The 25,473-nt window shown below is 38.4% G+C and carries 18 protein-coding genes and 1 pseudogene; 6 read left to right on the forward strand and 13 right to left on the reverse strand.

Translation table 11 applies throughout. From position 1 onward, the window contains the following. Positions 1–164: 164 nt before the first annotated feature. The 10 genes from IM793_RS16985 to IM793_RS17030 all read right to left on the reverse strand — a co-directional run bounded on the left by IM793_RS16985 (position 165) and on the right by IM793_RS17030 (position 14,724). On the reverse strand, positions 165–1,232 hold the full coding sequence (locus tag IM793_RS16985; protein WP_193423392.1) for a phosphotransferase enzyme family protein: 1,068 nt from the start codon (positions 1,230–1,232) through the stop codon (positions 165–167). A 257-nt stretch (positions 1,233–1,489) separates the two neighbouring features. Continuing rightward, entirely contained in the window at positions 1,490–2,842 is a 1,353-nt protein-coding gene (locus tag IM793_RS16990; protein WP_193423394.1) for a Gfo/Idh/MocA family protein, read from the reverse strand. Between the two features lie 483 nt (positions 2,843–3,325). Beyond that, on the reverse strand, positions 3,326–3,775 hold the full coding sequence (locus tag IM793_RS16995) for a JAB domain-containing protein (protein ID WP_193423396.1): 450 nt from the start codon (positions 3,773–3,775) through the stop codon (positions 3,326–3,328). A 211-nt stretch (positions 3,776–3,986) separates the two neighbouring features. Then, the gene (locus IM793_RS17000; RefSeq protein ID WP_193423398.1) at positions 3,987–5,081 is read right to left on the reverse strand and encodes a hypothetical protein; all 1,095 of its coding nucleotides are present in this window, start codon (positions 5,079–5,081) and stop codon (positions 3,987–3,989) included. A 1,466-nt stretch (positions 5,082–6,547) separates the two neighbouring features. Then, on the reverse strand, positions 6,548–9,571 hold the full coding sequence (locus tag IM793_RS17005) for an efflux RND transporter permease subunit (protein WP_193423400.1): 3,024 nt from the start codon (positions 9,569–9,571) through the stop codon (positions 6,548–6,550). 3 nt (positions 9,572–9,574) lie between these two features. Beyond that, complete coding sequence (locus IM793_RS17010; RefSeq protein ID WP_193423402.1) at positions 9,575–10,501, reverse strand: efflux RND transporter periplasmic adaptor subunit; 927 nt, start codon at positions 10,499–10,501, stop codon at positions 9,575–9,577. Between the two features lie 2 nt (positions 10,502–10,503). Continuing rightward, a complete protein-coding gene (locus IM793_RS17015) occupies positions 10,504–11,751 on the reverse strand; it encodes a TolC family protein (RefSeq protein WP_193423404.1) in 1,248 nt (415 codons plus the stop codon). A 37-nt stretch (positions 11,752–11,788) separates the two neighbouring features. Then, positions 11,789–12,601 (reverse strand): phosphatase PAP2 family protein, encoded by an 813-nt coding sequence (locus IM793_RS17020; RefSeq protein WP_227256296.1) that lies wholly within the window; start codon positions 12,599–12,601, stop codon positions 11,789–11,791. Positions 12,602–12,796: 195 nt separating this feature from the next. Continuing rightward, positions 12,797–14,050 (reverse strand): HAMP domain-containing sensor histidine kinase, encoded by a 1,254-nt coding sequence (locus tag IM793_RS17025; protein ID WP_193423406.1) that lies wholly within the window; start codon positions 14,048–14,050, stop codon positions 12,797–12,799. Continuing rightward, entirely contained in the window at positions 14,047–14,724 is a 678-nt protein-coding gene (locus tag IM793_RS17030) for a response regulator transcription factor (protein WP_193423408.1), read from the reverse strand. The genes IM793_RS17025 and IM793_RS17030 overlap by 4 nt, the downstream gene beginning before the upstream one ends. A 79-nt stretch (positions 14,725–14,803) precedes the next feature. Here IM793_RS17030 and IM793_RS24845 point away from each other — a divergent pair. Beyond that, positions 14,804–14,947: pseudogene (locus IM793_RS24845) on the forward strand (MBL fold metallo-hydrolase); the annotation flags it as partial. 333 nt (positions 14,948–15,280) lie between these two features. On the opposite strand, the gene IM793_RS17035 reads toward IM793_RS24845, so the two are convergent. Next, complete coding sequence (locus IM793_RS17035; RefSeq protein WP_193423410.1) at positions 15,281–15,919, reverse strand: DUF6266 family protein; 639 nt, start codon at positions 15,917–15,919, stop codon at positions 15,281–15,283. Between the two features lie 566 nt (positions 15,920–16,485). Here IM793_RS17035 and IM793_RS17040 point away from each other — a divergent pair. Continuing rightward, complete coding sequence (locus IM793_RS17040; protein WP_193423412.1) at positions 16,486–18,420, forward strand: LTA synthase family protein; 1,935 nt, start codon at positions 16,486–16,488, stop codon at positions 18,418–18,420. Between the two features lie 274 nt (positions 18,421–18,694). Continuing rightward, positions 18,695–19,966: a xylanase gene (locus tag IM793_RS17045; RefSeq protein ID WP_193423414.1), complete on the forward strand. Its 1,272-nt coding sequence runs from the start codon at positions 18,695–18,697 to the stop codon at positions 19,964–19,966. 400 nt (positions 19,967–20,366) lie between these two features. Here the strand turns inward: IM793_RS17045 and IM793_RS17050 are convergent, their stop codons facing one another. Together IM793_RS17050 and IM793_RS17055 are read right to left on the reverse strand one after the other, a co-directional pair. Then, positions 20,367–20,861 (reverse strand): DUF6691 family protein, encoded by a 495-nt coding sequence (locus tag IM793_RS17050; protein WP_193423416.1) that lies wholly within the window; start codon positions 20,859–20,861, stop codon positions 20,367–20,369. Between the two features lie 8 nt (positions 20,862–20,869). After that, complete coding sequence (locus IM793_RS17055) at positions 20,870–21,433, reverse strand: YeeE/YedE family protein (protein WP_193423418.1); 564 nt, start codon at positions 21,431–21,433, stop codon at positions 20,870–20,872. Positions 21,434–21,864: 431 nt separating this feature from the next. On the opposite strand from IM793_RS17055, the gene IM793_RS17060 reads away from it, so the two are divergent. The 3 genes from IM793_RS17060 to IM793_RS17070 all read left to right on the forward strand — a co-directional run bounded on the left by IM793_RS17060 (position 21,865) and on the right by IM793_RS17070 (position 25,410). Further along, positions 21,865–23,382 (forward strand): hypothetical protein, encoded by a 1,518-nt coding sequence (locus IM793_RS17060; protein ID WP_193423421.1) that lies wholly within the window; start codon positions 21,865–21,867, stop codon positions 23,380–23,382. Positions 23,383–23,539: 157 nt separating this feature from the next. Then, positions 23,540–24,250, forward strand: coding sequence for a porin family protein (locus IM793_RS17065; protein WP_193423423.1), 711 nt, complete (start codon positions 23,540–23,542; stop codon positions 24,248–24,250). Between the two features lie 140 nt (positions 24,251–24,390). Further along, positions 24,391–25,410, forward strand: coding sequence for a S41 family peptidase (locus tag IM793_RS17070; protein WP_193423425.1), 1,020 nt, complete (start codon positions 24,391–24,393; stop codon positions 25,408–25,410). Positions 25,411–25,473 lie beyond the last annotated feature (63 nt).

Raw genomic sequence — 25,473 nt, forward strand, 5'->3', positions numbered from 1 at the left:
CTAATACGTTAGAAAGCGTATATAGGACGTCATTCCTATTTTTTTCAGGCCACTGACCTGATGGTTACTCGCAATGACGATCTTTCTCTAGAAATCTTTCAATACTTAAAGTTAGTTTTCAATAAAAAAAATTTAGAATTGAAATAACAGATTTCTCCATTTTGCTACCCATGAAAATCATTAATCTTCTTAATAATTCCTTCAAATTCCGGTTCTTTGGCCATGTACTTATTTAGTAAATCGATCTGATTTAAGCCCCTCAACAGGTTGTGTTTAGGATAATTCGTTTTATAGTAAATGTCGCCGTTCAAAAAATCCGTTATAAACCTTACCGCCTGCATATAAATCATAAATTTACCTGAATAAATAAAGAATTGTTTTTCGGTAAAAGCCAAAACCTGGTCCATTTCTTCCATGTAACCTTTATGTATTGCGGCAAAAACATCTGCCCTGATGATTATTTTGCTAAAATCCTTTTCTTCTTCATTGGCTTCAGAGAGATAGGTGCGCATCATATCTCCCACATCGCTGATAAAGTATCCCGGCATTACGGTGTCCAAATCAATTACGCATAAACCCACGCCGGTTTCGGCCTGTAGCAATACGTTGCTAATTTTGGTATCGTGGTGTATTACACGCAAATTAAGTATGCCGCTATCTACCATATGTACAAACTGTTCTTCTATATCGTAATGTCTGATAATTTCTTCGATGGCAAACTTTGCCTCACTAATCCTTTCGTCGCCAGCTTTTGCTAATGCTGTTTTAAATTGTTCTACGCGTAAAGGCAGGTTATGAAAATCTTCTATGGTGGGCTTTAATTTTTGTACATTAAAGGCACTAAGCATCCGGGTAAATTTACCAAACTGCCTGGCAGCATGATAAGCCTGTTCAGGTTGGTGTACAAAATCGATCGAGCAAGAATTTTCTACAAATGGAAAAATCCTGTAAAAATGATCAGCAATCACTACAAAATCATCTCCATTTGCCGCGGTTATTGGGGCAACAAACAGATATTCAGGCGCTGTTTGATCAAGATATTTTTTTATGGTCTTAATATTTTGAGCAATATTTTGTGGCTGGCGAAAAACCGCTGTATTCACCTCTTGCAAGATATAGGCTAATTTTTCACTGTAAACTTTCCAGGTATGGTTAATTAAGCCCGAGCCGAAAGGTTCAATTTTAAATTTTTCTGCGTTAAGTCCATAAGCACCTAATACTGCTTGAAACATAAGATGGTAGTCTATTTGAATGAAAATTGTTCCAGGAATTAATAACAATAACCCCTGGATTAAGTTGCTTATTAAATTATGCGGGTAAGGGATATGGCATTACCTAATATCATTAAATTAAGCGTTTTTAACCACAGATGAGCACAAATAAACACGGATTTCCCTATCAGTGTGCATTCTTCCTATCTGTGGTTAAATTATTTTTACTTGTACCGAATGTCTTAACTTAATGACATTGGGCATTAGCCCAAACGGAACTAAAAACCGCTATCATCTAAAGCGAAAGTATTTTTTCGATCCTTCCATTTTCCTTTCGTAAAATCAGGGAATTTCTGTGGCATATTTCCTTCTTTTAAAGATTTGGTGGATAATGGTGTGATTACACTCATCGTAACTGAATCATAGACGTCAATTGGTGTTTGCTTTTTCTGTTTTACCGCCTGGATAAATCCATTAAATACAAACCAGTCCATGCCACCGTGACCGGCGCCTACAGCTTCTGCTTCATATTTTTTCCAAAGCGGGTGATCATATTTGGCAAACCACTCCTGAGCAGGATCCCATACATCATCTTTCTTTGATTTATGGTCGATGTATACTGATTTATTTACATCCATCCAAAGACCTTTTGTTCCCTGCACCCTGAAACCGATCGAATATGGACGTGGCAAGTGTGTATCGTGGCTTAACAAAACGGTTTCGCCATTTGCACAGTTGATCATGGTAGTCGTTACATCGCCATTTTTATAATTAATTTTAGCATTAGGGTGGCCGGGAGACATTTCTTCTACATAAGCGGCCAATCCTTTGGCTTTAGAACTGAAGGATACCAGGCTAATAAAACTATTTCCCCTGTTAATGTTAGCATATTGCATTAAGGGGCCAACACCGTGGGTTGGATATAAATCACCATCCTGATCGATGTTAAACTGCGTACGCCATTGTGCCTCGCTTAGTGCTTTAGGTCCGTACTCTACCCCACCGCCATAATAATCTTTACCGTTATTAAACAGTACATTTCTTAAGTTATGTTGATAGCCACCCTCAAGGTGCACCAATTCGCCGAAAAGGCCTTGCCTAACCATATTTAAAGCCGCCATTACATCTCTACGGTAGCAAACGTTCTCTAAAGTCATGTAAGGCATGCCTGTTTTTTCAGAAGTATTTACAATATCCCAGTGATCCTGTACTGTTAAACCAGCAATTACTTCGCAGCCCACATATTTACCTGCTTTCATGGCATTAACCGCCTGGTCGCGGTGAAACTGCCACGGCGTTGCTATAATTACGGCATCAATATCTTTATGGTCTAAAAGTTTTTTATAAGCATCTAAGCCTCCTGTATATTCTGTTGCTGCAGGCCTGCCTTTTTTGGCAATAAAATTACGACAGATCTTAAGTGAGCTCTCCTGGGTATCGCAAATCGCAACAATTTCTACATCATCTCTTAATGCACCTTCAGAAATATGGCTCATGCCACGTGCACCTACCCCAATATAACCTAATCTTACTTTTCCACTGTCTGATGATGCAAATAAACTTCCGGTTGGCAGGATGGTTAAACCCGCAGCCGTAAATGCACCATTTTTGATAAATTCTCTACGTTCCATTTGTGTTTTTTTGGTTTTGTATTTTTAAAAGTAGAACAAGCAAATGAGCATTACAACATAAATATCAGCGCAAACGATTGACTAATTTTATATAGCTGCTTTATTTTGACAAAACTAAACCTTTGCCTTAACCTCTTGTTAATGCTTTCAGTTATTACTGTAAACAGTTAAATTACAGAAGAAATTGATATCTAGATTAGAGCCTGCAAATGCACAAGAATGGTTAAGATATGATCAATCTTAGTCCAACTTCCTTTAATGATAATAGAATAAGAATTGATTTTGGGAAATTATTATTAAGAACAACACTGCAAAAGTTTTCTTTTGTTCTCTATAAATTCCAGAAATTTATAATTTATGATTATAAATTAGCTTATAAACTGAGTCATTGGTCCATTTATAGTAAAACGAAAAGAGCACATTTATTTGGCATCTAATTTTATACAAGGGCTGTTTCGATTTAATTGAAACAACCCTTGTATTTTAATCTTTAAGGTATTGTTTTCTATAACTCAAATATGTTTTCGGGTTACAAATTATATAATCTATAATATCAATTTTCACTTTTTCGCAGGTATCAAAACAAGTGCTTACAAAGAGTTCATCAACAGAATCTATAAAAAGAGGTCTTTCGTTATTGTATTTCAAAATGACTATACCATAAGCATTACACGCTAGTGCTAAACCTATTACTTGTTGTATATAGTTACCCGCTTTCCCAAAGTCTTGAAATTTGTACCAAGAAAAAACATGCCGTTTTTCATTTACAAATAACACATACCGTTCGTTTTCATGATTGGACAATGGTTTACCGCTGATACGTTTTAAAAATTTAAAAGAAAACTTAGCCTTACTTACTTCTAAAGGCCGTTTGAGCGCTTGATAACTGAACTTAAGCTCAGCTAAAGCAATTTGATTTTTCGTTGGTTGCATTTTGAAAAAAGTTAAATACGCGCCCAGGTCACTGCAACCAACGTCGGAAAACCGAAGTGATGCTAGACTTTCACCAGTATGCCTGGGCTTATAATAAATAATTAAAATGGCTGGATTTCTCCAACGTTGGTTGCACTATAAAGATAAGAAAAATATTAACAACTTATATTAATAGATCAATAATATATCCTTCAAATGCTTGATATTGACATTATTCTTGTATTGGTGCCAGGCCATTGATGGAGTAAGTCACTAATAATGGCCTTACATTTTTCCAATTTTCCCTTAAACTTTTCATATGTTCTTCACACCTAGGATCTTGATTCATCTTCCAGCCTTCTAAAGTTTCTACTGTTTGTGATAATTTTTCAAATGATCGATCCGCTTCAAAAGCAGCATTTAGGCATGCACCAACTACTTCATCACATTTGTTTGAGTCTAGGTAAATAGTAGATATGAGATCTAAAGCTAATCTTTGCCTTATACTTGGTGGCGGGTGTGAATAGGTACTTAGCCTATCAAGATCGTAATTACCAACTCCAAATAACTTCCAAATCGAGTAATTAGCAAAAGACCACATATAAAGCATATCATAAAAGGATTTGAATACGCTATTGAGCTCATCTACAAAAGCCTTTTGATTCCACTCTATATTTAACAACGTTAAACCTTTTAGTGTAGAATAAGCATCTGCATCAAATTCAAGAGTTTGGCTCAACATCATATCTTCAGATGAAACAATAGAATTATGCCGTAAATTTTCAGTTATTATACCATTACTATTAATATTCAACATAAGATCACAATGCCCATTTATAATATGTGCATACTCATGTATCGTTATGGTGTGCAACGCTTTATTGGCTAACCAAGAAGCAAGTGCTTTCCTTGTACTGTCTACAGGAATAACTGGTTCCGAAATCGCTGCCAAAAGATTAATATCAAGGATGTGAATATTAAATAATTTTTCTTGATCAACTTCATTGATAAAGTTCCCAACATTAGATAATATAGCTTTATTTCCCAACATCCTGCAAAAGAGTGCAAACAAAAGCATATATGTTCCATAATTTATTCCGATAAAATATTTCATATCCACCTTAGTTGCATATGCGCCAAAAGTAGTATCATTCACGATATTAATATTAACTTCTGGAAGAACCGGTTTTAATTTTCTTAAAACATCAATCACATTTTGGACCCCTTTTAAGACCATCGGCGCTTCAAAATCCTTTCTAATTCCACCTTTAAACTTAAATGCATAATCGAATTCTTTCTCATCCGAAGTTAAGCTTACTTCTTCCATATTTTTCTTATTTTAAATTAAACTTAGCTTTGATTAAAATCTGTTCAGTTTTATAAATAGTAGTTAACCAACTTTAAATTACACTTTACAAAGCACGCTGCAATATCATTAAGTAAATTTTTATCCTAGCTTCATTTATCCATCAGCTTGATAAAATCAAATTTAATAAAAACCCCACATATGCATATGATCATTGGAATCTATCCTTTTCAAGTTTGTAATATTCAATAACTTTCTTCGCAAACACATCCATCCTATCCTTTAACGACTGAAACTGTTCATAGGCAGCGTTAATCCCTTCCATAGGATCTTTAATCTGCAGACGCTCCAATTGCTTAGGTTCGCCATCTGTAATTCTCTCTTCAAGCTCTAAAAATTCTTCGGGTGTTACTTCTTCTTAGGTTTTCTTGGTTTATCAGTAATTTGATTTAAAGTTGCAGCCTCTTTCAACAAATAGCGTTTTATTAGTTCAATTAACTCTTTCATAATAATTTTAGTTTTGTTATGCAATCTTGAGCCTTTTAGTTTCATAACTCAATCTTACAACAAAATTACTAAAAATATTAGTAAATAAAATTCCATTTCCAACACACTTTATTTTCCTGTTGTGCTTTTATTTTATTGCTTCCATTAAGATTTCCGCATACACGGGAATGATGCAAAGGACATAATAGCTTCCTTTTTATCCAGGAACTGCACTCTGTTCTTAAACCCGGTAGTAATGGAAATCCTTTTTATTGCATGAACATAATCACCTTCCATTCGTGTAAAATTTGCAATAAAAAGATTGAAATGCATAACGGGGCTTCAGCATCCACGGAGGTATGCATGTTCATTTTCAGACAAAAAAATGCACGAATTAATTGCAGACCACCCCCAGCCCCTCCTTGAAAATAAGGAGGGGAGTTGGATGATACGCCCACAACTTTCTGATAAAATCAACATCAACTATTATAAATAAAGTGGTACTAAATACCACAGCCCCATTCAGCAATAAACCCGGTAGTAATGGAAATCCTTTTTATTGCATGAACATAATCACCTTCTATTCGTGTAAAATTTGCAATAAAAAGATTGAAATGCATAACGGGGCTGCAACACCCACGGAGGTATGTATGTTCATTTTAAGACAAAAAAATGCACGAACTAATTGCAGACCACCCCCAGCCCCTCCTTGAAAATAAGGAGGGGAGTTGGATACGCCCACAACTTTCTCATCAACTATTATAAATAAAGTGGTACTAAATACCACAGCGCCATTCAGCAATAAACCCGGTAGTAATGGAAATCCTTTTTATTGCATAAACATAATCACCTTCCATTCGTGTAAAATTTGCAATAAAAAGATTGAAATGCATAACGGGGCTTCAGCATCCACGGAGGTATAAACGTTCGTTTTCAAATGAAAATGCATAAACTAATTGCCCCCTACCCCTCCAAAATTAGGAGGCGTATGTTTCTCTTTACTATTTATAAATTCCCCTGATCAAGCTTGGCAAAGCAATGAGCAATAAAGGCATGGCTACTATAAAACCACCAATAACAGCAATGGCCAATGGTTGATGCAGCTGTGCACCAGCTCCGATGCCTAAAGCCAAAGGCATTAAGGCGATAATTGCCCCAAGTGCGGTCATTAATTTTGGTCGTAACCGGGTAGAAATAGCAAAGGTTATGGCATCATCAACACTTTGTTTGGCAAGGGATTCTTTAAACTGTAAAAAAGTAAATATGGCATTCTCGCCAATGATGCCCACAATCATAATTAACCCTGTGTAACTTCCTACGTTTAAGGGGGTATGGGTTAAAAACAAGGCCAAATAACTCCCGGAAATGCCCAGCACCGAGATTAATAAAATGAGAAAGGCAATTTTAAAATCTTTAAATAGAAATAAGATTACACTAAACACCAACAAACTCGATGCGATAAGAATGGTGAGCAGTTCGGAGAACGATTGCTGCTGTTCTTTATATGCACCGCCATATTCGATATGATAACCTGACGGCAGGTTTACGTTAGTATTTACGGCTTTCTGAAGATCTTTCATTACACTTCCAAGATCCCGGTTATCGAGCCTTGAGGTAACTACCCCAATGGTTTGCAGGTTTTCTCTTGCTACTTCGGCAATTCCAGCTTTAAGATCAACCTTCGCCATTTGCTGAATGGGCACTGCTGTTCCATCGGGTAAGAAAATTTTAAGCTTGTTGATATCGGCCACGCTAAAAGTTCTGCTTCCGGGATAAACCATACGAATGGGCGAAAGCTGTTGTTTATCGTATAAATTGCCAATTAAGGTTCCCTGCATGGCGGTTTGAAGCTGCGATTGAAAGGACACCGGACTAACACCATATTGCGCCAGCATAGTAAAATTGGGCTGGATATTTACTGTTGGCCCTGAGCGTACAATGCCGTCAAACACATCGGCTGTACCACCTACATGCGAAACCAGATCGGCTACCTTTTTAGATAAACCCTGTAGTTTTTCCTGGTCGTTGCCAAAAATTTTCACCTCGATTGGCTGTGTAGAACTCATTAAATCGCCCAGCATATCGCCAATTACCTGCCCGAAATCAATTACCAATGCAGGTTGTGTATTTTCGATATGTGAACGTATTTCAGAGATCACCTGTTCGGTGCTTTTTGTTCTGTTATGTTTCAGCTGGATCAGGTAATCGCCGGTATTGGGTTCCGTAATAAAAAAGCCCATCTGCGTTCCTGTTCTTCGCGAATACGCCTGAACATCTGGAATTTTAACAATTTCCTTTTCTACTTCTTTAAGCATTCTATCGGTTTCTTCGAGCGAAGTACCTGGAGGCGAAGCATAATCCAATACAATACTCCCTTCGTCCATTTCGGGGAGGAACCCGGTTTCTAAACGTGGGAAAACGAGCACAATCGATACAATCAACCCGAACATAAACATGATCGAGATATAAGGTCTTTGTATAAAATAGCGCACCCAGTTTTGCGATTTAACCTCATTTACCACTACTTTTTTGCCCGATGATGCGTAGCTACCTCCTTTGCGGGTAAGCAAAAGATAAATCACAGGTAAACCAATCCAGGTAACAAAGAACGAGCAGACCAGGGTAATGATCATGGTATTGGTCATCACCTGAAAATAAGAACCTGCAACACCCGTCATCAGTACAAAGGGAACGAATATCACAATGGTACTGATAGAAGAACCCAGCATGGCCGGAAAAAGATAAGTCACCGCCTTGCTCAATAACCTCATGCTAAGCTCTTCGGGGTGTTCTTCATGTGAGCGGTGGATCTGCTCTACCACCACTATAGCATCATCTATAATTAATCCTATGGCCGCAGCAATGGCACCAAGGGTCATGATATTGAGCGAATACCCAATAAAATAGAGCACAATTATGGTTAAACAAAGTGTAACCGGGATGGTAATTAAAATGGTAATGCTTGCCTTGAACGATCTTAGAAAAATAATAGCCACCAAAATGGCCAATGCCAAACCAATTAATAAGCTATCGCCTACACTTTTTACCGATTCGTTTACAAAATCGGCCTGTACATAATAAGGTTTAATGCTTACACCAGCTGGTAGAATGCGTTTCAATTGTTCTACTTTGGTAAACATTTCGTTAGAAAGATCGACCAGGTTGGCATTAGGTTGTTTGATTACTGCAATCAGGATTCCATCTTTTCCGTTAGCATTGATGCGGGTATATTCTACACTTTGCTGAATATTTACCTTGGCAACATCCATTACCTTAATATTCCGGTTGCCCTTTCTGCTCAATACCAGATTTTCCAGATCGCTTTTGTTTTTTACAGTAGCATCGGTTACAGATAGGTAGAGATAATTGTGATCGGTGAGGTAGCCGTTAGATTTTATAAAATTGGTTTGGCTGAGTGCATTGCTGATCTGATCTGGGGCGATACCTAGTGTCTGCATTTTCTGTACATCAAGCTCCAGCCAGTATTCTTTGCTTTTGCCGCCAATTACCCGGATCTCAGAAACGCCATCAACTTGCGAAAGAAAGGGTTTTACGGTATAGGTGGCAATTTTTTTCAGTTCAACAGACGAATAATTGTGACTTTCTAAGCTGTAGCCACTTACCGGAAGGATAGACGGATTCATCTTCTCTACCGAAATATTAACCCCAGCTGGCAATGAAGCGCTAATTTTGGCAATCTGCGATTCTATCCGCTGCTGACTTAGATCGATATCGGCACCGGGGTTCATAAATGCAGAAAGTTCGCAACTGCCCCTACTGGTGGTACTCCTAACCAACTGAAGATCGGGCACTTGTTTTACCGCATTTTCTAAAGGCCGTGTTACGGTAACCACCATCTTATCAACCGGCTGTAATTCTGCATCGGCAATAATCTTAATCTTTGGAAAAGTAATTTCTGGAAAAAGCCCTGTTTTTAGCTCACTGAAAGCATATACTCCACCAACCAGTATAATAAGCAATACTGCCAGGATTGGGTTTTTATGGGAAATGAAAAACTTGTTCATGGGCTATTTCTGGATTTTAACTTTGGCGGTATCAGCTATTCCATAGTTTCCAGCTGTAATGATCCGGTCTGTTTTTGAAAATTTAGGATCGAGCACTTCTATTGTATTTTGGTTTTCGATGCCTTTTTTCACGTTGATCTTTACTGCTGTTGAATCGTTGATGAGTTTCATCACCCAAAACTCATCTTCGGTTTCGTTGGCCAATACCGCCGATTTTGGCAATACCTGGGCCTGTAGATGTTTTACTTTCGTCAACCTCACTTTCGCAATCAAACCTTCGGGCATATCTTTACCTCGCCCCACTTTAAGGATATAACGTTGGGTCTGTGCCGATGAATCGACAGCAGGCATTGTTCCTGAAACGGTTCCGGTTATTTTGGTTCCGTCCGGTAAGAGGATATCTAAGCTTCTATTCTGAGTGATCAGCTGATGATATTCGTAAGGCAGATCGAGCAGAAAAACCAGGCTATTGCGGTTGCTGATGGTAGCCAAAGCTTCTCCATCCTGCACATAATCCCCCTTTTGATGATTTACCTGGATAATTGTTCCGGCTTGATCGGCCCTGATATTGGAAATACCAGAAAATTTAAACCCGGCATCGAGTTTATTTACGCTATTGCCAATAGATTTTGCTTCTTTGGTGATTAAACTAAACAACAATTGATGGCTGCCCACCTGCTTGCCCAATACAACCTGGGTACTCTCTACATAACCATTGATGTTTGCTTTCACAAAACTTTTCTCCAGATAGGCCGAAACCGCCGAAAGCGCTACATATTCAGAAAGAGAACTATCTCGAACAGTTGTCACCTGAACCGGTGTAATTGGCGAGGGCTCATCTACTGCTTCTGCCGGGGCAGAATGATTACATCCCGAAAAAACAAACAGAGTGGCAATACCACTATACATTAATTTTAGATAGCTATTCATGGTTATCGGTTCCAGTAATTAAATTGATTGATCAGTTTTAAACGGTTAATATTCGTTTGGCGCAATAAATTTTGAGCGGACATATAGTTGTTGATCGCAATAACAAAATCGGCCACTTTTAAATCGCCAGTATGCATCAATTTGCTATCTACCTCGATCAAACCCTTGCTAAAACGGATCTGCTCGTTAATTTTTGGAAAAAGCGCATCAGTCTGGTTAATCTGTTGACGGATCAGGTTTAGCTGCTGTTGCTGTTGTCGAACAAAAAAATCGCGGTAACCAGATATGGTTTTAGAAGAAAGACGGAGCTTATTGTACTCCATTTTTTTCTGATGACCATCGTAAATGGGAACTGAAAAAGTAAAGCCAATACTTGCACCAAAATTTTTATAGGGCTGCAAAACAAATGAAGAATTATAACCCCCATTTGCATACACTCCAAGTTTGGGTTTATAGTTAAAGTTGATCGCGTTTTTTTGATTGATGTTTTTTAAACTGTCTATATCAAAACGTTTATTAAAAAAGCTATGATCAATTGAGGTGCTGGCGACCTGCAATTGGGGATCAGCTAACTTAACCTGTGTGGTATCAGTAATGCCCGCCAGATAGTTTAATGTGGCATAATCATTTTTAAACTGTAGTTCGGCCTGTTTTACTACCAACTGTTGTTGTTGTAGCGTAACCAGAAAAGTTAAATATTCTGATTGTTTATAAATATTGCTTCTTGTTAATTTTTTAAACAGTGCTTCTTCTTGTTCGAGCAGCGTAACCACTTCCCTATTAAAACCTACCTGTTCTTGGCTGGCATAGGCCAAAATATACTGATCGGCAATAGATCTTTGCAAATCATACAGTGACAGTTGTCCGGCATATTTAATGGAATCGTTTTGGATTTTAATGGCCTCAAGCTGGTTATTGATACGTTTCTTGTTCAGCAGATCATAATTCACATTAAGTAGTGCTTCTAACGCCTGTCCATTGGTAAGCACTTCATCATAACCATAACTACGAACAATTGGCGCATACATTCCTGCAGAACTGGCCGTAACCTGTGGACCTCCGGTAGCCCGAACAATTAAACTATCTATCCCAGCCGAACGTTGTTGGTTCTGCAAATCCTTAAGTACCGGACTTGTAAATTCAGCTTGTTTTAAATAATAATCGAGATTTTTTGAGACCGTTTGCGCCACAGCACCAGTCACCCAAAAAGTAATCAAGCATAGAATCAGGCATTTCAACTTTATATTCATTTTTGGATGATTTCAATTCAAAAAATATTGAACAATATTAAAATCTGCCCGAAAGCATTAAACCCGTGCTACCTTGTTGGTGGAAGGGCATAAATGTAAAATTCCCATCTTTTTTTGTGGTAAAAAGGCTTTTGATATATGGATATACAAGATAAGATATCTTTGTGGAAGCAATCCCAAATCCGGCACCGGCCACAACATCACTAAACCAGTGTTTATTATTATACATCCGCAATGTTCCGGTAGCCGTTGCAACAAAATAACCAGCATAACCTATCCATGGGTTAACATCTTTATACTCCTGGTGCAGAAATTCTGCAGCCATAAATGCAGAAGCGGTATGCCCTGAAGGAAAAGAATTTGTCCCCGATCCATCAGGCCGTTCTCTACCAACGCCCTGTTTCACAAAATGGGTAGAAATACCCATAATTGCAGCTGATGTAACATATAACATCGAAGCATCAAACAAATTGTGTTTACCTTTTATACCTGATAAATTTAGTGCGTACACCGCAGCAGCAGGTGCAAATTGAAGATAATCATCAACATGGGCCGCAAATAAAGGATGATCTTCCTGTAATTCTGCCCTGGTACTTACATCCAGTTGTTTTAACGCACCATGATCATAAACAGCTGCAAAACCGTAGCCGGCAAGTAAAACCGGTGCAATAAATGCTGTTGCCTGAAACCTTCTTTTCGGGATCGGATTACCAGCATACCATCGTCCTAACGAATCTGCAGGAACATTTTTAACAGAATCTATAATTTGGATCGACTGAATAACGGCATTGGCATAAGTTTGACTGGTATAAATTACCATAATCAACAGCATTCCTAAAAACCTTTTCATAGTTTAACTTTTAATCAAAAATATGATCGAATTATGGAGAAATTCTGAAGATATGGGTGAACGAAACTATTTTTTAAATCAGATTCGTAATGAGTAATTCGATAATGACAGGTGGTAACACCCATCACCACATCAAATTTTTATCAGACAACAGTGAAACAGGTTCAGCATGACGATGTGTAAAAAACGAACACATTAACCACCAAAATAGACTGTAAAAACATGTTCACCACTTTCTTCGTGATAACCGATGCAAAAGCCATAAAGGTTACAGATCTGTTTGGTTATGGCTAACCCCAGCCCCATGCCTTCAGAATCTAAAGATTTAGAAAAGCGATCGAAGATTTTGGTTTGCAGATGACCTGGGTTTCCGGAATTGGAAATGATTAAGCCCTTCTGATCAAGTTTAACATGAATGTGCCCACCACTTACATTATGCCGTACCGCATTACTAAAAAGATTGTTCAACAGAACATCTGCCAGGTAACGGCTCATTTTAACCTCAACCGGGGCAAGATCTTCTGTCAGGATCAGTCCGTCTTTTTCCAATAACTCTTGAAACTGGCGAGTCTTCGCCTCTACTATTTCTTTAAGTTCGATATGCTGAAAATCGGGAATCAGGTTATTTTCAATTTTGGCCAACAATAATAGCGATTGATGCAATCTTGATAATTTGCCCGTGGCATGATAAATATCTTCCAATAATGTGCCCTGCTGCTCGGTAAACGACTCTGTTTGCAGCAAAGAATCTAATTTAGAATTAATTACGGCTAATGGAGTCATCATTTCGTGCGAGGCATTATCAGTAAAACTTTTTAGTTCCTTATAGTCTTGCCTTACCCTTTCGGCCATGGCATTTACAGACTTATTAAGCTCGTTAAACTCATCAATTTTAGTTGGCTCTTGTTCAATAGTATCCATTCGGGTTACTTCGAAAGCTTTCATCCGGCTCAAAATAGAATAAAAGGGACGCCAAAGCCTGTTCAGTACAAATCGGTTAATCAGCAATAAGGATAAAAGCAAAACAACCGTAATTCCGAGTGTTATTAAAAGAATGATCCTAATCAGGTTTTCTGATTCTACCCTCGATTTGGTTATGGTTACCGCTATGGTTTTACCATCTAAATGTACAACGGTGACGAGACTCCGCCCAGGTTCGTTTTCACGTTCTTTCGGGTTAAAATAAATGGTATTTAGAAATTCTCTTTCTGAATTAATTCCGTTTAGGGTTTTATATGATATCTGTTGATCGAGATAGCTTGCAGGTAAAGGGAGTTTATGGAAAGTGTTTACATACTGGTTAATTTCATTTTCTTCAACAGCTAAATCGCGATCTAATTTTTCGGTTAAAATAAAATGGATTACAACGTAGTAAATAATGCCCGTAATGATTAATACAAAGATAGAGGTTAAAATATTTGCCTTATTGTAACGGTTGGAGAGTTTCATATATCGCCAAATTTATAGCCTATCCCATAAACAGAACGAAGATAATCTGCTGCTCCGGCTTCGAGCAGTTTTTTACGGAGATTTTTAACGTGAGTATAAATAAAGTCGAAATCATCCGACAGGTCCATTTCATCGCCCCAAAGATGCTCGGCCATTGCATTTTTAGTGACCACTTTATTACGGTTAGAAAGAAAATACACCAACAGGTCGAACTCTTTTTTGGTGAGGAATGCCTGATTGCCTTTAACGGTAATTTTCATTGCTGAAACATCAACGGTTATCTCGTTGAAAAGAATAATATTGTTGCCGTCAAAATTTTTTCTGCGGATAATAGCACTTACACGCGCTTTAAGCTCTGACAAATGAAAAGGCTTAACCAAGTAATCATCTGCACCAAGATCCAGCCCCATCAATTTATCATCTAAAGAGTGGCGTGCAGAAATAATTAATACTCCATCTCTTTTTTTTAGTTGTTTAAGCTTGGTTAACAGTTCCAGTCCTTCCCCACCGGGCAAGCCTAGATCCAAAAGAATACAATCATAGCTATAAAGTGATATTTTTTCATTGGCAGCGGCAAAATCTGAAGCATGCTCGCAAATGTTGCCCTCGCCTGTAAAATAAGCAAGGATACTTTCTAATAAAGCCTGTTCATCCTCAATGACTAAAATTTTCATTGGTTAATTATTTCGTTAAACATAAAGTAATCATTAAAACCTGAAAATTAAAAATACGATTACCATTCCAGTAAATTAAACGATATCGGAGCAAGGTTTTGAAAAAATAAAAGGAACAAAGATATTGGTATTAAATGCTTTGCAAAAAGAGCCGCACATCTCTCATTTCACCTTAAATGAGGCAATTGAATTTGCACAAAGGGTTGGCGCACAAATGACTTACCACCGAACATCAGGCTGGCTTATGACTGGCTTAGTTTTGAGTGTTAATTTGACAGATAAATTAAATTATTAACCTCAGTTCGATTAATAATGCTCATTTATTGTTCTGTATAAACATTTTGCATAAACGGGTCGTCACCCTGATCCGATAGGTATCGGATTCATTTCAGGGTCTTTCCTGCAAATAAGATGCTGACCACGAAGTTGCTAAAAGGCAATTGAAAACATCATCTCTACTTGTAAAATAAATTCAGCATGACGTGACGCCTAGCCTAGAACGATAAAAAGCAGATAATTGCTGTAAATATTAATCGAACTCAGGTTATTACCACTATTAAAAAACGAAACTGCCACAATAGCTGCTCATCGATATTTCCATTCTATCGTCTGCAATGAAAGCAATCCAGGTATGGAAGGTCCTGCCCTTATAAAAGGAGGGTAGCGCCAGGGTATCCCTTTCTTTAAATCGCCTGGCACCGCCTGTTTCGAATACAGCCGTTTTATTGTCCACATCATACGCCATCAGCATTACCTGATCATATTTCCTTGTATTATTGCCATTTGAATTATCAATCCAGCTGAAATATACGCCTGCATCATCCTGCTCCAGTTGAACACCTTCGGCTCCGCTGGCATTTCCAAAGCTTAAACGTATCGAGGCATAGTCGATTTCGCCGGCAATATTTTGTGCATTTAGCATATTATACGATTTTGCAACATTATGGGCGGTCATCATGCGTTTTTTCGATTCCAGGTTAAAGCCGATCCTTATAAAACCAACCATAGGGCTTAAGAAGGTCTGCATCATGGTAAAACGGGATCTGCTGGCCTTTTGATCAGCACTACCGGTTTTGTTTGTGATGGATTTTTTGCGTTTGCTCCTGATGACCCATTTCCCGTTCAGGTAATAACCGGTCACGGCACCTACTGTCCCGGTGAAGCCGCCATTAATTCCGTTTTCTATTTTTCCCATGATTGCATTAGCTTAGGCTATACAACATAGTAAATTACTGATTAATAAACAAATAAGCTGTATTTATTTCTGACTTAAGCCGGCTTTTATTCGGATACAATTGTCATAAGTCCGACGAAACCCCGGCTTAAGTGCATCGAAAGTCCATCGTAACGGTTACGCTTTTATGCCTGTATTATAGGAATAAGTTAACAATAGAAAGTAGCGTGGTAATTGAGCATACCCAAGGGAAATTGCTTTTAAAACATGTGCAGAAATTAATTAGCCACGGAAACACAGAAATCACGGAGGAAATTAAAGTCTTTCCGTATTTTTCGTGCTTCCGTGCCAAACATAACGCTTAGGCATGCGCAGAAAGAAGAAGAATTATCAGAGAAATGTTAAAAGCGATTTCCCTGGATCATACCCCAGATTAAAATAAGATTAATAAATTATTAAGTATAATACTTTAATAATACCTTTAAGCCTAACCAAACCTTCAGGATTTCTTCAGAATTGAAAACTACCTTCGCCAAATTACTTAATACCGGGCAAGTAAAATTCAAGCTTTGGATCCATCATTAATTATGAGCATTAAAGAAAAAACAAATAGGGTACTAAACCACAGGTTTGGACCAGTCTTTTTAGTTGTCGCACTATTGTGCGGCATTTCATTGATTACTAGAGTGGCCCTATTAATTTACAGTGCATCTGCTGTTGATTGGTCGATCTTGAATCTCCTTAAAATTCTGGTTGTTGGTCTATTTTACGACCTTGCGGCTGCGTCTTTTGCGGTAATTCCAATTGTAATTTACTTATGGATACTCCCTTCCAAATGGTACACCAGCAAATTCAACAGGATATTGTTGTTCATCTACTTTTTCTTTGTTGTTTTTACCCTTATTTTCAATGCCATCTCAGAATGGTTTTTCTGGGAAGAATTTTCGGTCCGTTATAACTTTATCGCGGTCGATTACCTGGTGTATACCACAGAAGTTATTGGGAATATCCGTCAATCGTACCCGATCAACAGCATTATGGTAGGTTTGGTGATCATTACGACACTAATCGTTTATCTTTTAAGAAAATCTATCACAACATCTACCACCAATAAGACCAGTTTCGGCAAACGAACCATAATTGCCTTGATTCTTTTGTGCCTGCCTGTGCTTACTTATTTTGGGGTAAGCCATAAATGGAAATATTACAGCAAAAATCAATATGTAAATGAGCTTTCGGGTAATGGCATGTACGATTTTGGATTTGCCTTCTGGAACAATCAACTGGATTATAATACTTTCTATAAAACACTACCGATTAAAAATGCAGAAGCTATTCTGAGTCGTTTATTGCAACAAGATTCTACTGCAGAGGGGAAATTTAAAAATACCTCCAGAACCATCAATAATTCGGGTACCGAGAATAAGATGAATGTGGTACTGATCAGTGTAGAAAGTTTAAGCGCTGAGTTTTTAGGTACTTTTGGCAATACACAGCACATCACCCCACAGCTGGATTCGCTGGCAAAAGAAGGTTTGCTATTTAACAATCTATACGCTTCGGGAACGCGCACGGTGCGTGGTTTGGAAGCACTTTCACTTTGCATCCCGCCTACCCCTGGGCAATCGATCGTTAAACGTCCTGATAATAAAAACCTGTTCACTTTAGGTAGCATATTTCGTTCTAAAGGCTACAACAGCAGGTTTATTTATGGTGGTTATGGATATTTCGATAATATGAATGAGTTCTTTTCAAACAACGGTTATCAGGTAACGGATAGAAGTGCACTTCAGGATTCAGAGATCCATTATTCAAATATCTGGGGTGTTGCCGATGAAGATTTATTTACGCTTTCGTTACGCGAACTGGATAAAGATTATAAAGACAATAAACCCTTCTTCGCACAGATTATGACGGTTTCGAACCACCGTCCATACACTTATCCCGGGGGAAGGATTGATATTCCATCACACACCGGCAGAGAAGGCGCAGTTAAATACACCGATTACGCTATAGGTAAGTTTATACGAGAAGCAAAACAGAAACCCTGGTTTTCAAACACCCTATTCGTAATTGTAGCCGATCACTGTGCTTCGAGCGCAGGTAAAGTAGAATTACCGGTAGATAAATACCATATCCCAATGATTTTTTATAGTCCAGGGCATATTGCACCAGGCAAATTCGAGAAACTAACCGCACAGATTGATATTGGCCCAACCATTTTGGGTTACCTGAATTTCACTTACGACAGTAAGTTTTTCGGTCAGGATGTATTTAAAATGAAAGATAACGAAGAAAGGGCATTTATAAGCACCTACCAAAGCCTGGGCTACATTAAAAACAATACGTTGGTTATTCTCGATCCGAATAAAAAAGCAAGTACCTACAAGCCCGATTTTACTACCGGAAGCGCTGTAGCCATACCAGCAGATCAGAAATTGATTAATGAGGCTATATCCAATTACCAGATGGCATCATACCTCTACCAAAATGGTTTGTATGGTTTTGAGTCTAAAAAGTAACCCCGATAAATTTAACCACCAGCATAATATTAGCTGCAGCATGTTTATAAAACCCAACTGACTGCAGCTTTTATCAGACTTCTGATCTTTATAATTGCCAGGATAGTTTATATGCTAAGCCTTTTTTGAGCGGCTGCAGGATTAAAACTAATCATAATATAAAACCTGTTATAATTGCTTTTTTCAACATCTCTTCCTGAAAAAAAACTATTTGACGCATTTAAAAATCGTCAGGTTGCTTAAAATTGACAATTAAACATCTAACCGAATAATTATGAAAAAAACACTATTATGCGCGCTCGCATCAGCGCTATTGTTTGCGGGCTGTTCTAAAAACGAGATCAACACTTCAGATCCAAAATTAACTCAGCAAACATTAGCCGCTATGAAACCTGACTCCCTGGGTGGAGCCACAGCTGCTTTGGCGGTTCAGGGCATAGCACAAATTGATGCTTCAACTGTTCAACAAACCATCAAGGGTTTTGGCGGAGCAAATATCGTTGCCTGGACGGGCGACCTGACAAGCACTCAAAGAAATACCGCGTTCTCACCTACAAGTGGTATCGGACTTAGCATCGTCCGGGTTCGGGTTCCCAATTCCAGTTCAGAATTTGCCGCTGAAAAAGCGACCATAGATGCCTGCAAGTCGTTCGGCGGCTCAGCGATTGCCTCCGCCTGGTCAGCACCTGCATCAATGAAGACCAATGGGAGTATTGTAGGTGGCAAAATAAAAACAGCATCTTACGCAAATTATGCTGCACATTTAAGTGCATTTAACAGCGCAGTTGGCGGGCTTGCTGCGATTAGTCCTACAAATGAACCAGATTACAAAGTTAATTACGAATCTATGGAACTCACCGCTCCGGAAGTAGCAGACTTTGTTGCTGCCCAGGGCAGCAATTGTGGTGCCCCGATTATGGCACCTGAACCCTTCCAGATGAATCAAACCTACATTAACACTTACCTAAGCAATGCCACAGCAAAATCTAAAACCAGCTTCGTTTGCGGACATATATATGGTAAGACCCCTTACAACCTGGGCAACGTTGGTAAACCCGTATGGATGACGGAGCATTATACCAATTCAAATATCAGTGGAGACGACTGGTCAAATGCCATGACTGCTGCCAAAGAAATACACGACTGTATGAATTCCGGATGGAGTGCTTATGTATGGTGGTACATCAGAAGAAGTTACGGTCCAATCAGTGAAAGCGGCAATATTCAAAAAGTTGGCTACATCATGGCACACTACGCCAGGTATGTTCGCCCTGGATATACCAAAATCAGCTGTACATCAAACCCTAGTACAGGTGTTTATGTTACTGCTTATAAAAGTGGTACAAAACTAGTATTGGTTATTGTAAACCAAAATCCATCAGTCACCAATCAAACTTTCAGTTATTCTGGAATAACAGTGGGCGGATTTAACCGCTATTTCACAACCAGCTCGGCCAATCTTAGCTCAAATAACTTCGCTGTATCAGGCGGTAGTTTTGGCATAAACCTGGCGGCATCCAGCGTTACTACGCTCGTTTCTTATTAAAGTTTATTACCGGTATGGCATGATAGTCATGATGGATCCAGACAGCAGGATTTCATTTCCCAACAGGTGAATTAAAAATGGCCTGTTCGATTTTTCGGACAGGCTTCTTTCTGGTTAAATCGCTAACTATTCAAAAATAATACAAGAATCGCATTTATAAATACGTTGTAATTTGAACCAAAGCTGGTAACCGCAGCCGTTTAGCCAAAGCCATTAACCTGCGATCTCATCGATAAACCGTTTCGGATTTTCCTGTATCAGCTTGGTGAAATCTCTTTACTAAACTTAGCTAATGCAACGGCTTGGGATTTACACTTAGGAAGATCTACATCAATAAAGAATTGAAAGGTTAGGCAATTATGTACATAAGTAATAACCTGTTTCTTATCACATAGATAAATTAATGCGGCAACCTGTCTCTGAGTAGTCCATACACCCAGGTACCTGCAATAGCACTTAAAAGTGTAACAAAAATAACCGTTGCACCCGTGCCAATTTGTGCAAAAAGTGGCCCCGGACAGGCTCCTGTAATTGCCCAGCCCAGGCCGAATAGCAAGCCGCCATATACCTGGCCTTTATTGAAAGTCTTCGGATGAAATTCGATACTTTCACCATAAATGGTTTTAATATTGAATTTTTTGATCAGCCAAACAGAGATCATCCCTACCACTATGGCACTTCCAATAATGCCATACATGTGAAACGATTGCAAGCGAAACATCTCCTGGATCCGGAACCAGCTTACCACTTCTGATTTAACGAAGACAATACCGAACAATACCCCCACAACCAGGTATTTGATGTTGTGGTACCATTTGGGTGTTAATTGACCTTCGTTTACGCACACCGCATCTAAAGTCTGGGTTTCAAAATCTGTGTTTTTATGTTGTACCATGATGATTTTTAGAGGGCTAAAATGTGAGGTAAAATTAAATTGGCCATAATGAAGCCGCCAATCATAAAACAAATGGTGGCTATTAATGATGGCCATTGCAAATTAGACAAGCCCATAATGGCGTGTCCGCTGGTACAGCCACCAGCATACCGGGTGCCAAAACCCACCAAAAATCCACCAACTACCATAAGCAGAAAACCTTTCAACGTAAGTAAAGCTGGCCAATTCATAATGTCTAGTGGGATTAAGTTATCATAATTGGTAATGCCGTAACCTGCTAACTCAGTGGCCAGTTTTGGGTTAACAACAACAGGATTTGGGTTAGAAAGAATGCCCATCGCAATGGCACCACCTATTAAAATCCCAAATACAAAAAACAAATTCCATGCTTCTTTTTTCCAATCGTATTTAAAAAAAGAGATGTTCGCAGGCAGACAGGCCGCACAGATATGCCTTAAAGAAGCGCTGATGCCAAACGACTTATTGCCGAGTATCAAAAGTGCCGGTACGGTTAACCCAATTAGCGGACCGGCGACGTACCAGGGCCAGGGTTGCTTTAAAAATTCTAACATATTGATATGATCTATTTAATTGCTTCAGTCAATTTTACGTTATCTATTGTTTCAAACAACGACGAAAAAAACTCCATAAATGTATTAAATCATCATCTGATATTAATCACGAAATAGTTAGTTTAATGGATTTTATTGGAATAGTTAACATTTTATTGCGATGCTTACTTTGATGCAAAAGAATCATAATCAGAAAGAGGTACTTGCTTCCTTTCAGACGGCATAGCTGACAGGTAGTGAAGGCGTATAAAACTACCAGGCATACCCAGTTACTGATTTTATTATTCAGGTGATTTAACAATAAGTTCTAAAATGCATTTGATGCCTGGTTAAATCAAAAACAGAGTTAACTATTTGATCATTATCAATTAACATTTGATAACTACCATTGGATGAATATTCAGTTCAGCATTTAAATCAAATCACATCCAATGAAAAAAGCCCCTTCTTACAAAGCAATTGCTTTTCTAATTTCTTTATTTGTTTTTTCAGGTTGCCATAAAGATAACCTGACCAAAAGCATTACAGTAAAATCTACGACAAAAGATGTACCCAATTATTATTTTAACTGGGAAACCGCTTCAAACATGCCGGTCGCAGGATCATCTCCGGTAGTTTCGCTTCCATGGCAGAGTCAATCCGGTAATTACATCGACCCGTCATTGGTGAGTGATTATAAAAGTAATGATGGATGGGAGCTGGTTTATAACACGTTTAATCCTAATGTCATTGCAACAGCTGCAAATCAACCGGCTGGCGGATTATATTTTGCCCTTTATAACCGCTATCGCGGCATAATAAGGTATTATCTTTATATACCTACAGGACTGTTTGGAAACAGCTCCAGCATAGAACATGGTTTAAGCACTTACTCAGATAATAGCACATCGTCTAAAATGTTGAATTTTGATGGGGTTGACATTGTTGATCCTAGTATAAGCACACCATCTTTTGTAAAAACAAATAATCAGGGTGTAGCTGTAGGCGGAGGCTGGTATTCTATGCAATATGAAATAGGCTATGATCCTGCATTTGCAGATACTACTTATCCGCATTTAGGATTTACGTGGAATTCAAAGACAGTAAACATTTCTCAGATAGCATTGAACGGAACCAATGTAGGTACTTTGAACGGTAATATTACTCAACCCTCAAGCGGCTTCGATTTGGCAGGTACGTTGATCAATGGTATTGTCGGAGCGGCAGAAATTTACGGAACCGTTGCGACAGCTGGCGCAGCATCGGGAACATTTTTGTCAGGTTTAGGTGGCGCAGCAGCCGGCGGTTTAGCCGGTAACGTAACGGGCTTTCTAAGCGGTATCTTCGGTGGAAACAGTAACAACTCGCAGGAAGTAGATTTGAAAATGAATTCGACCATATCACTAAACGGAACATTATCAGGAAGCCAGCCATTAGTTCCTAACAGCCTGGTGTTTCCCGGTCAAAGTGTTGCAAATACAATAGGTGCGCCAGTTCCATTAATTGGTCATGCGCTTGGCGTATTTAATTTGAGTGCAAGACCAACTGTAAACGTCCACACAACCAGACAATCGGTTTTGGTAAATGAAGGTGGTCAAAATGTCCCTTACAACCAATACTCCATACAGTATACCGTTAACTCGTCAATTTTTAATAGCTTAGTTCAACAAAACACATCTGTTATTAATTCAAGTGCAACAGGCGCCAGCATTCAAAATTTAACCTATCAGGTGGTCATGATAAACCCAAACACCGGTTATAACTTTAATGCTAATGCTACACATGAAAACATTGGCTCACTTTCCGTTTATACCGGATCGTCAGTTACTTTACAATATTTGGCGGAGCATAGTTTACCCGTTAATAATACGCAGGTCGCTGTAAGGGTTTCCTTTAATGTAGTGCCCAATAATGGCGCTCCATCTTCGCTGATCGTGAAGAGTTTTGTGGCCAACCTGGTTAACAATTAACCAAAAATTATAAACCGTGATTTTTGAATTTCATGTGTTCAAAAGGCTGTTTTTTATTTTTGTCACATCTAAAACTAGGATAGACCAGTTTTATTTCAAAAAGAATAATCGATTAGATCCATGATGTGTACAATTAAGTTATTCTAGAATCTGGCTAATGAGGCTATCCAAAGGTATTACGGTTGTATTATTAATATCATTTTCTCTTACTTCAAAAGCCCAGCAATTGTTGGGCTTTGAAGCAGGAGTCAGCCGTAACTTTCTAAAAACGAATGGCCCCAGTCAAGTTTCAACACGTGTTGATGCCAAAAACGGTTACTATTTTGCTTCAAGAATTCAATTTAGATTAGGTCATATAATAGCTATTGAAACAATGCCAGGCCTTATTGAAAAGAATTACAGCGTTAGCCGAACAGACTCACTGGCGGGCATTTATACAGATCATAGCAATAAGTATTTACAGATTCCAGTAACCTTGCATGCGGTTATCGGAAAAAGATTGAAGTTTTTTTTGGACGCCGGTATCTTTGGTGGTTATTGGGTAAATAGCAAAATTAACGGCACCGTGCCGGATATATTCTCAGTAAACAGCGATAAAAATCAGCATGGTCAGGAATTTAACTTAGTTCCCTACAGCCAGAACTATAGCTTTGATAAGCAAAAAGATCAACGATTCGATTTTGGTTATGCAGGCGGTTTAGGGCTACAATTTAACTTCTTTCAACAGTTGGATGGATTTATTGCAGGCAGATATTTTTACGCAATTTCTAACCGGCAAAAAAATAATCCAGCTTATGATATGAGCAGTTATAACCAAACCATAACGGTCTCTTTAGGAATTACCTATAACTTAGCTAAAAGAAAATGATTAGGAATCGCATAATCAGGTTGGTTTTAATTTTATCTCTATTATTTGCCGAATCAAGCTGCAGGAAAGAGATGGATGTCTCGACCCCGACTAATAATCTGCAAAGTTTTGATGCTATTTTTAAAAGCTACTGGACGCAAATGAGTACCAATTATGTTTACTGGGATATTGATACGACCAATTGGGATAATGTGTACAAAAAATATCAGCCCTTATTTGCCAACCTAAAAACAAACAATAACGATGATTTAAATACTGCCTTTAACTACTTTGAGTCAATCACTCAAGGCTTAACAGATGGTCATTACACTATAAACTTCAATTTAATGGGGCTATCGGGCCGCTATATTAATCCTGCTGCTACCAGAAAAGTAGCGGCAAAGCAGTTTCATACACCATACAATTACTTTGCAATAGATACGGGTTACCTGGATAAAGGCTTTAAAACAGGTTATTTCATAACCAGCGATAACAAAAGATTGCAGGTAACCAGTGGCCTGATTAATAATCAAATCCTGTACTTTAATTGTAATTTATTTTCGCTGAAAGAAGCTTTTACATCCCAGGAAAAGAACAGCGCTGCCGAAACATTATCCTATTTTTTTAATCTTCTGAAATCAAAAAAATCACTTTTAACGGCTGTTGTTGTTGATGTCAGGAATAATCCGGGGGGAAACATTGAGGACTTAAATTTCTTTGTTGGTCATTTCATTGACAAACGATTGAATTTCGGCTATACACGATATAAAAATGGTAGCGGAAGAAAAAATTATACACCTTGGATTAGTGCTTCCATCAATCCTGACCAGGATGGCAGATCACTTGCCATACCAATTATTGTCCTTACCGATCATTTCACGGTCTCATTAGCAGAAGCTGCGGCAATGGCGCTTCGCTGTCTACCCAATGTCAGCACAATTGGGGAACAAACCTGGGGAGCTACAGGACCGATCACAAATTATGGAGTTTACAATGATGGATCATTCGAAATACATGGTGTCTTATCTGTTTATACATCCTCTGCAGCATTTAAATATATAGATGGAAAAATGTATGAAGGTATTGGTTTTCCACCAGACCTTCAGGTTACCACAGATCCCGGTAATTTCGTTAATGGACACGATGATATACTTGATAAGGCTCTTCAAACAGTTAGATAGTTAAGTTAATCTTCGTATTTATTTTTTTAGAAGACTCAACCAAAAAAAATTGATAAGAAGGCA

The organism is Pedobacter sp. MR2016-19 (assembly GCF_014947265.1).
Lineage (GTDB): Bacteria > Bacteroidota > Bacteroidia > Sphingobacteriales > Sphingobacteriaceae > Pedobacter.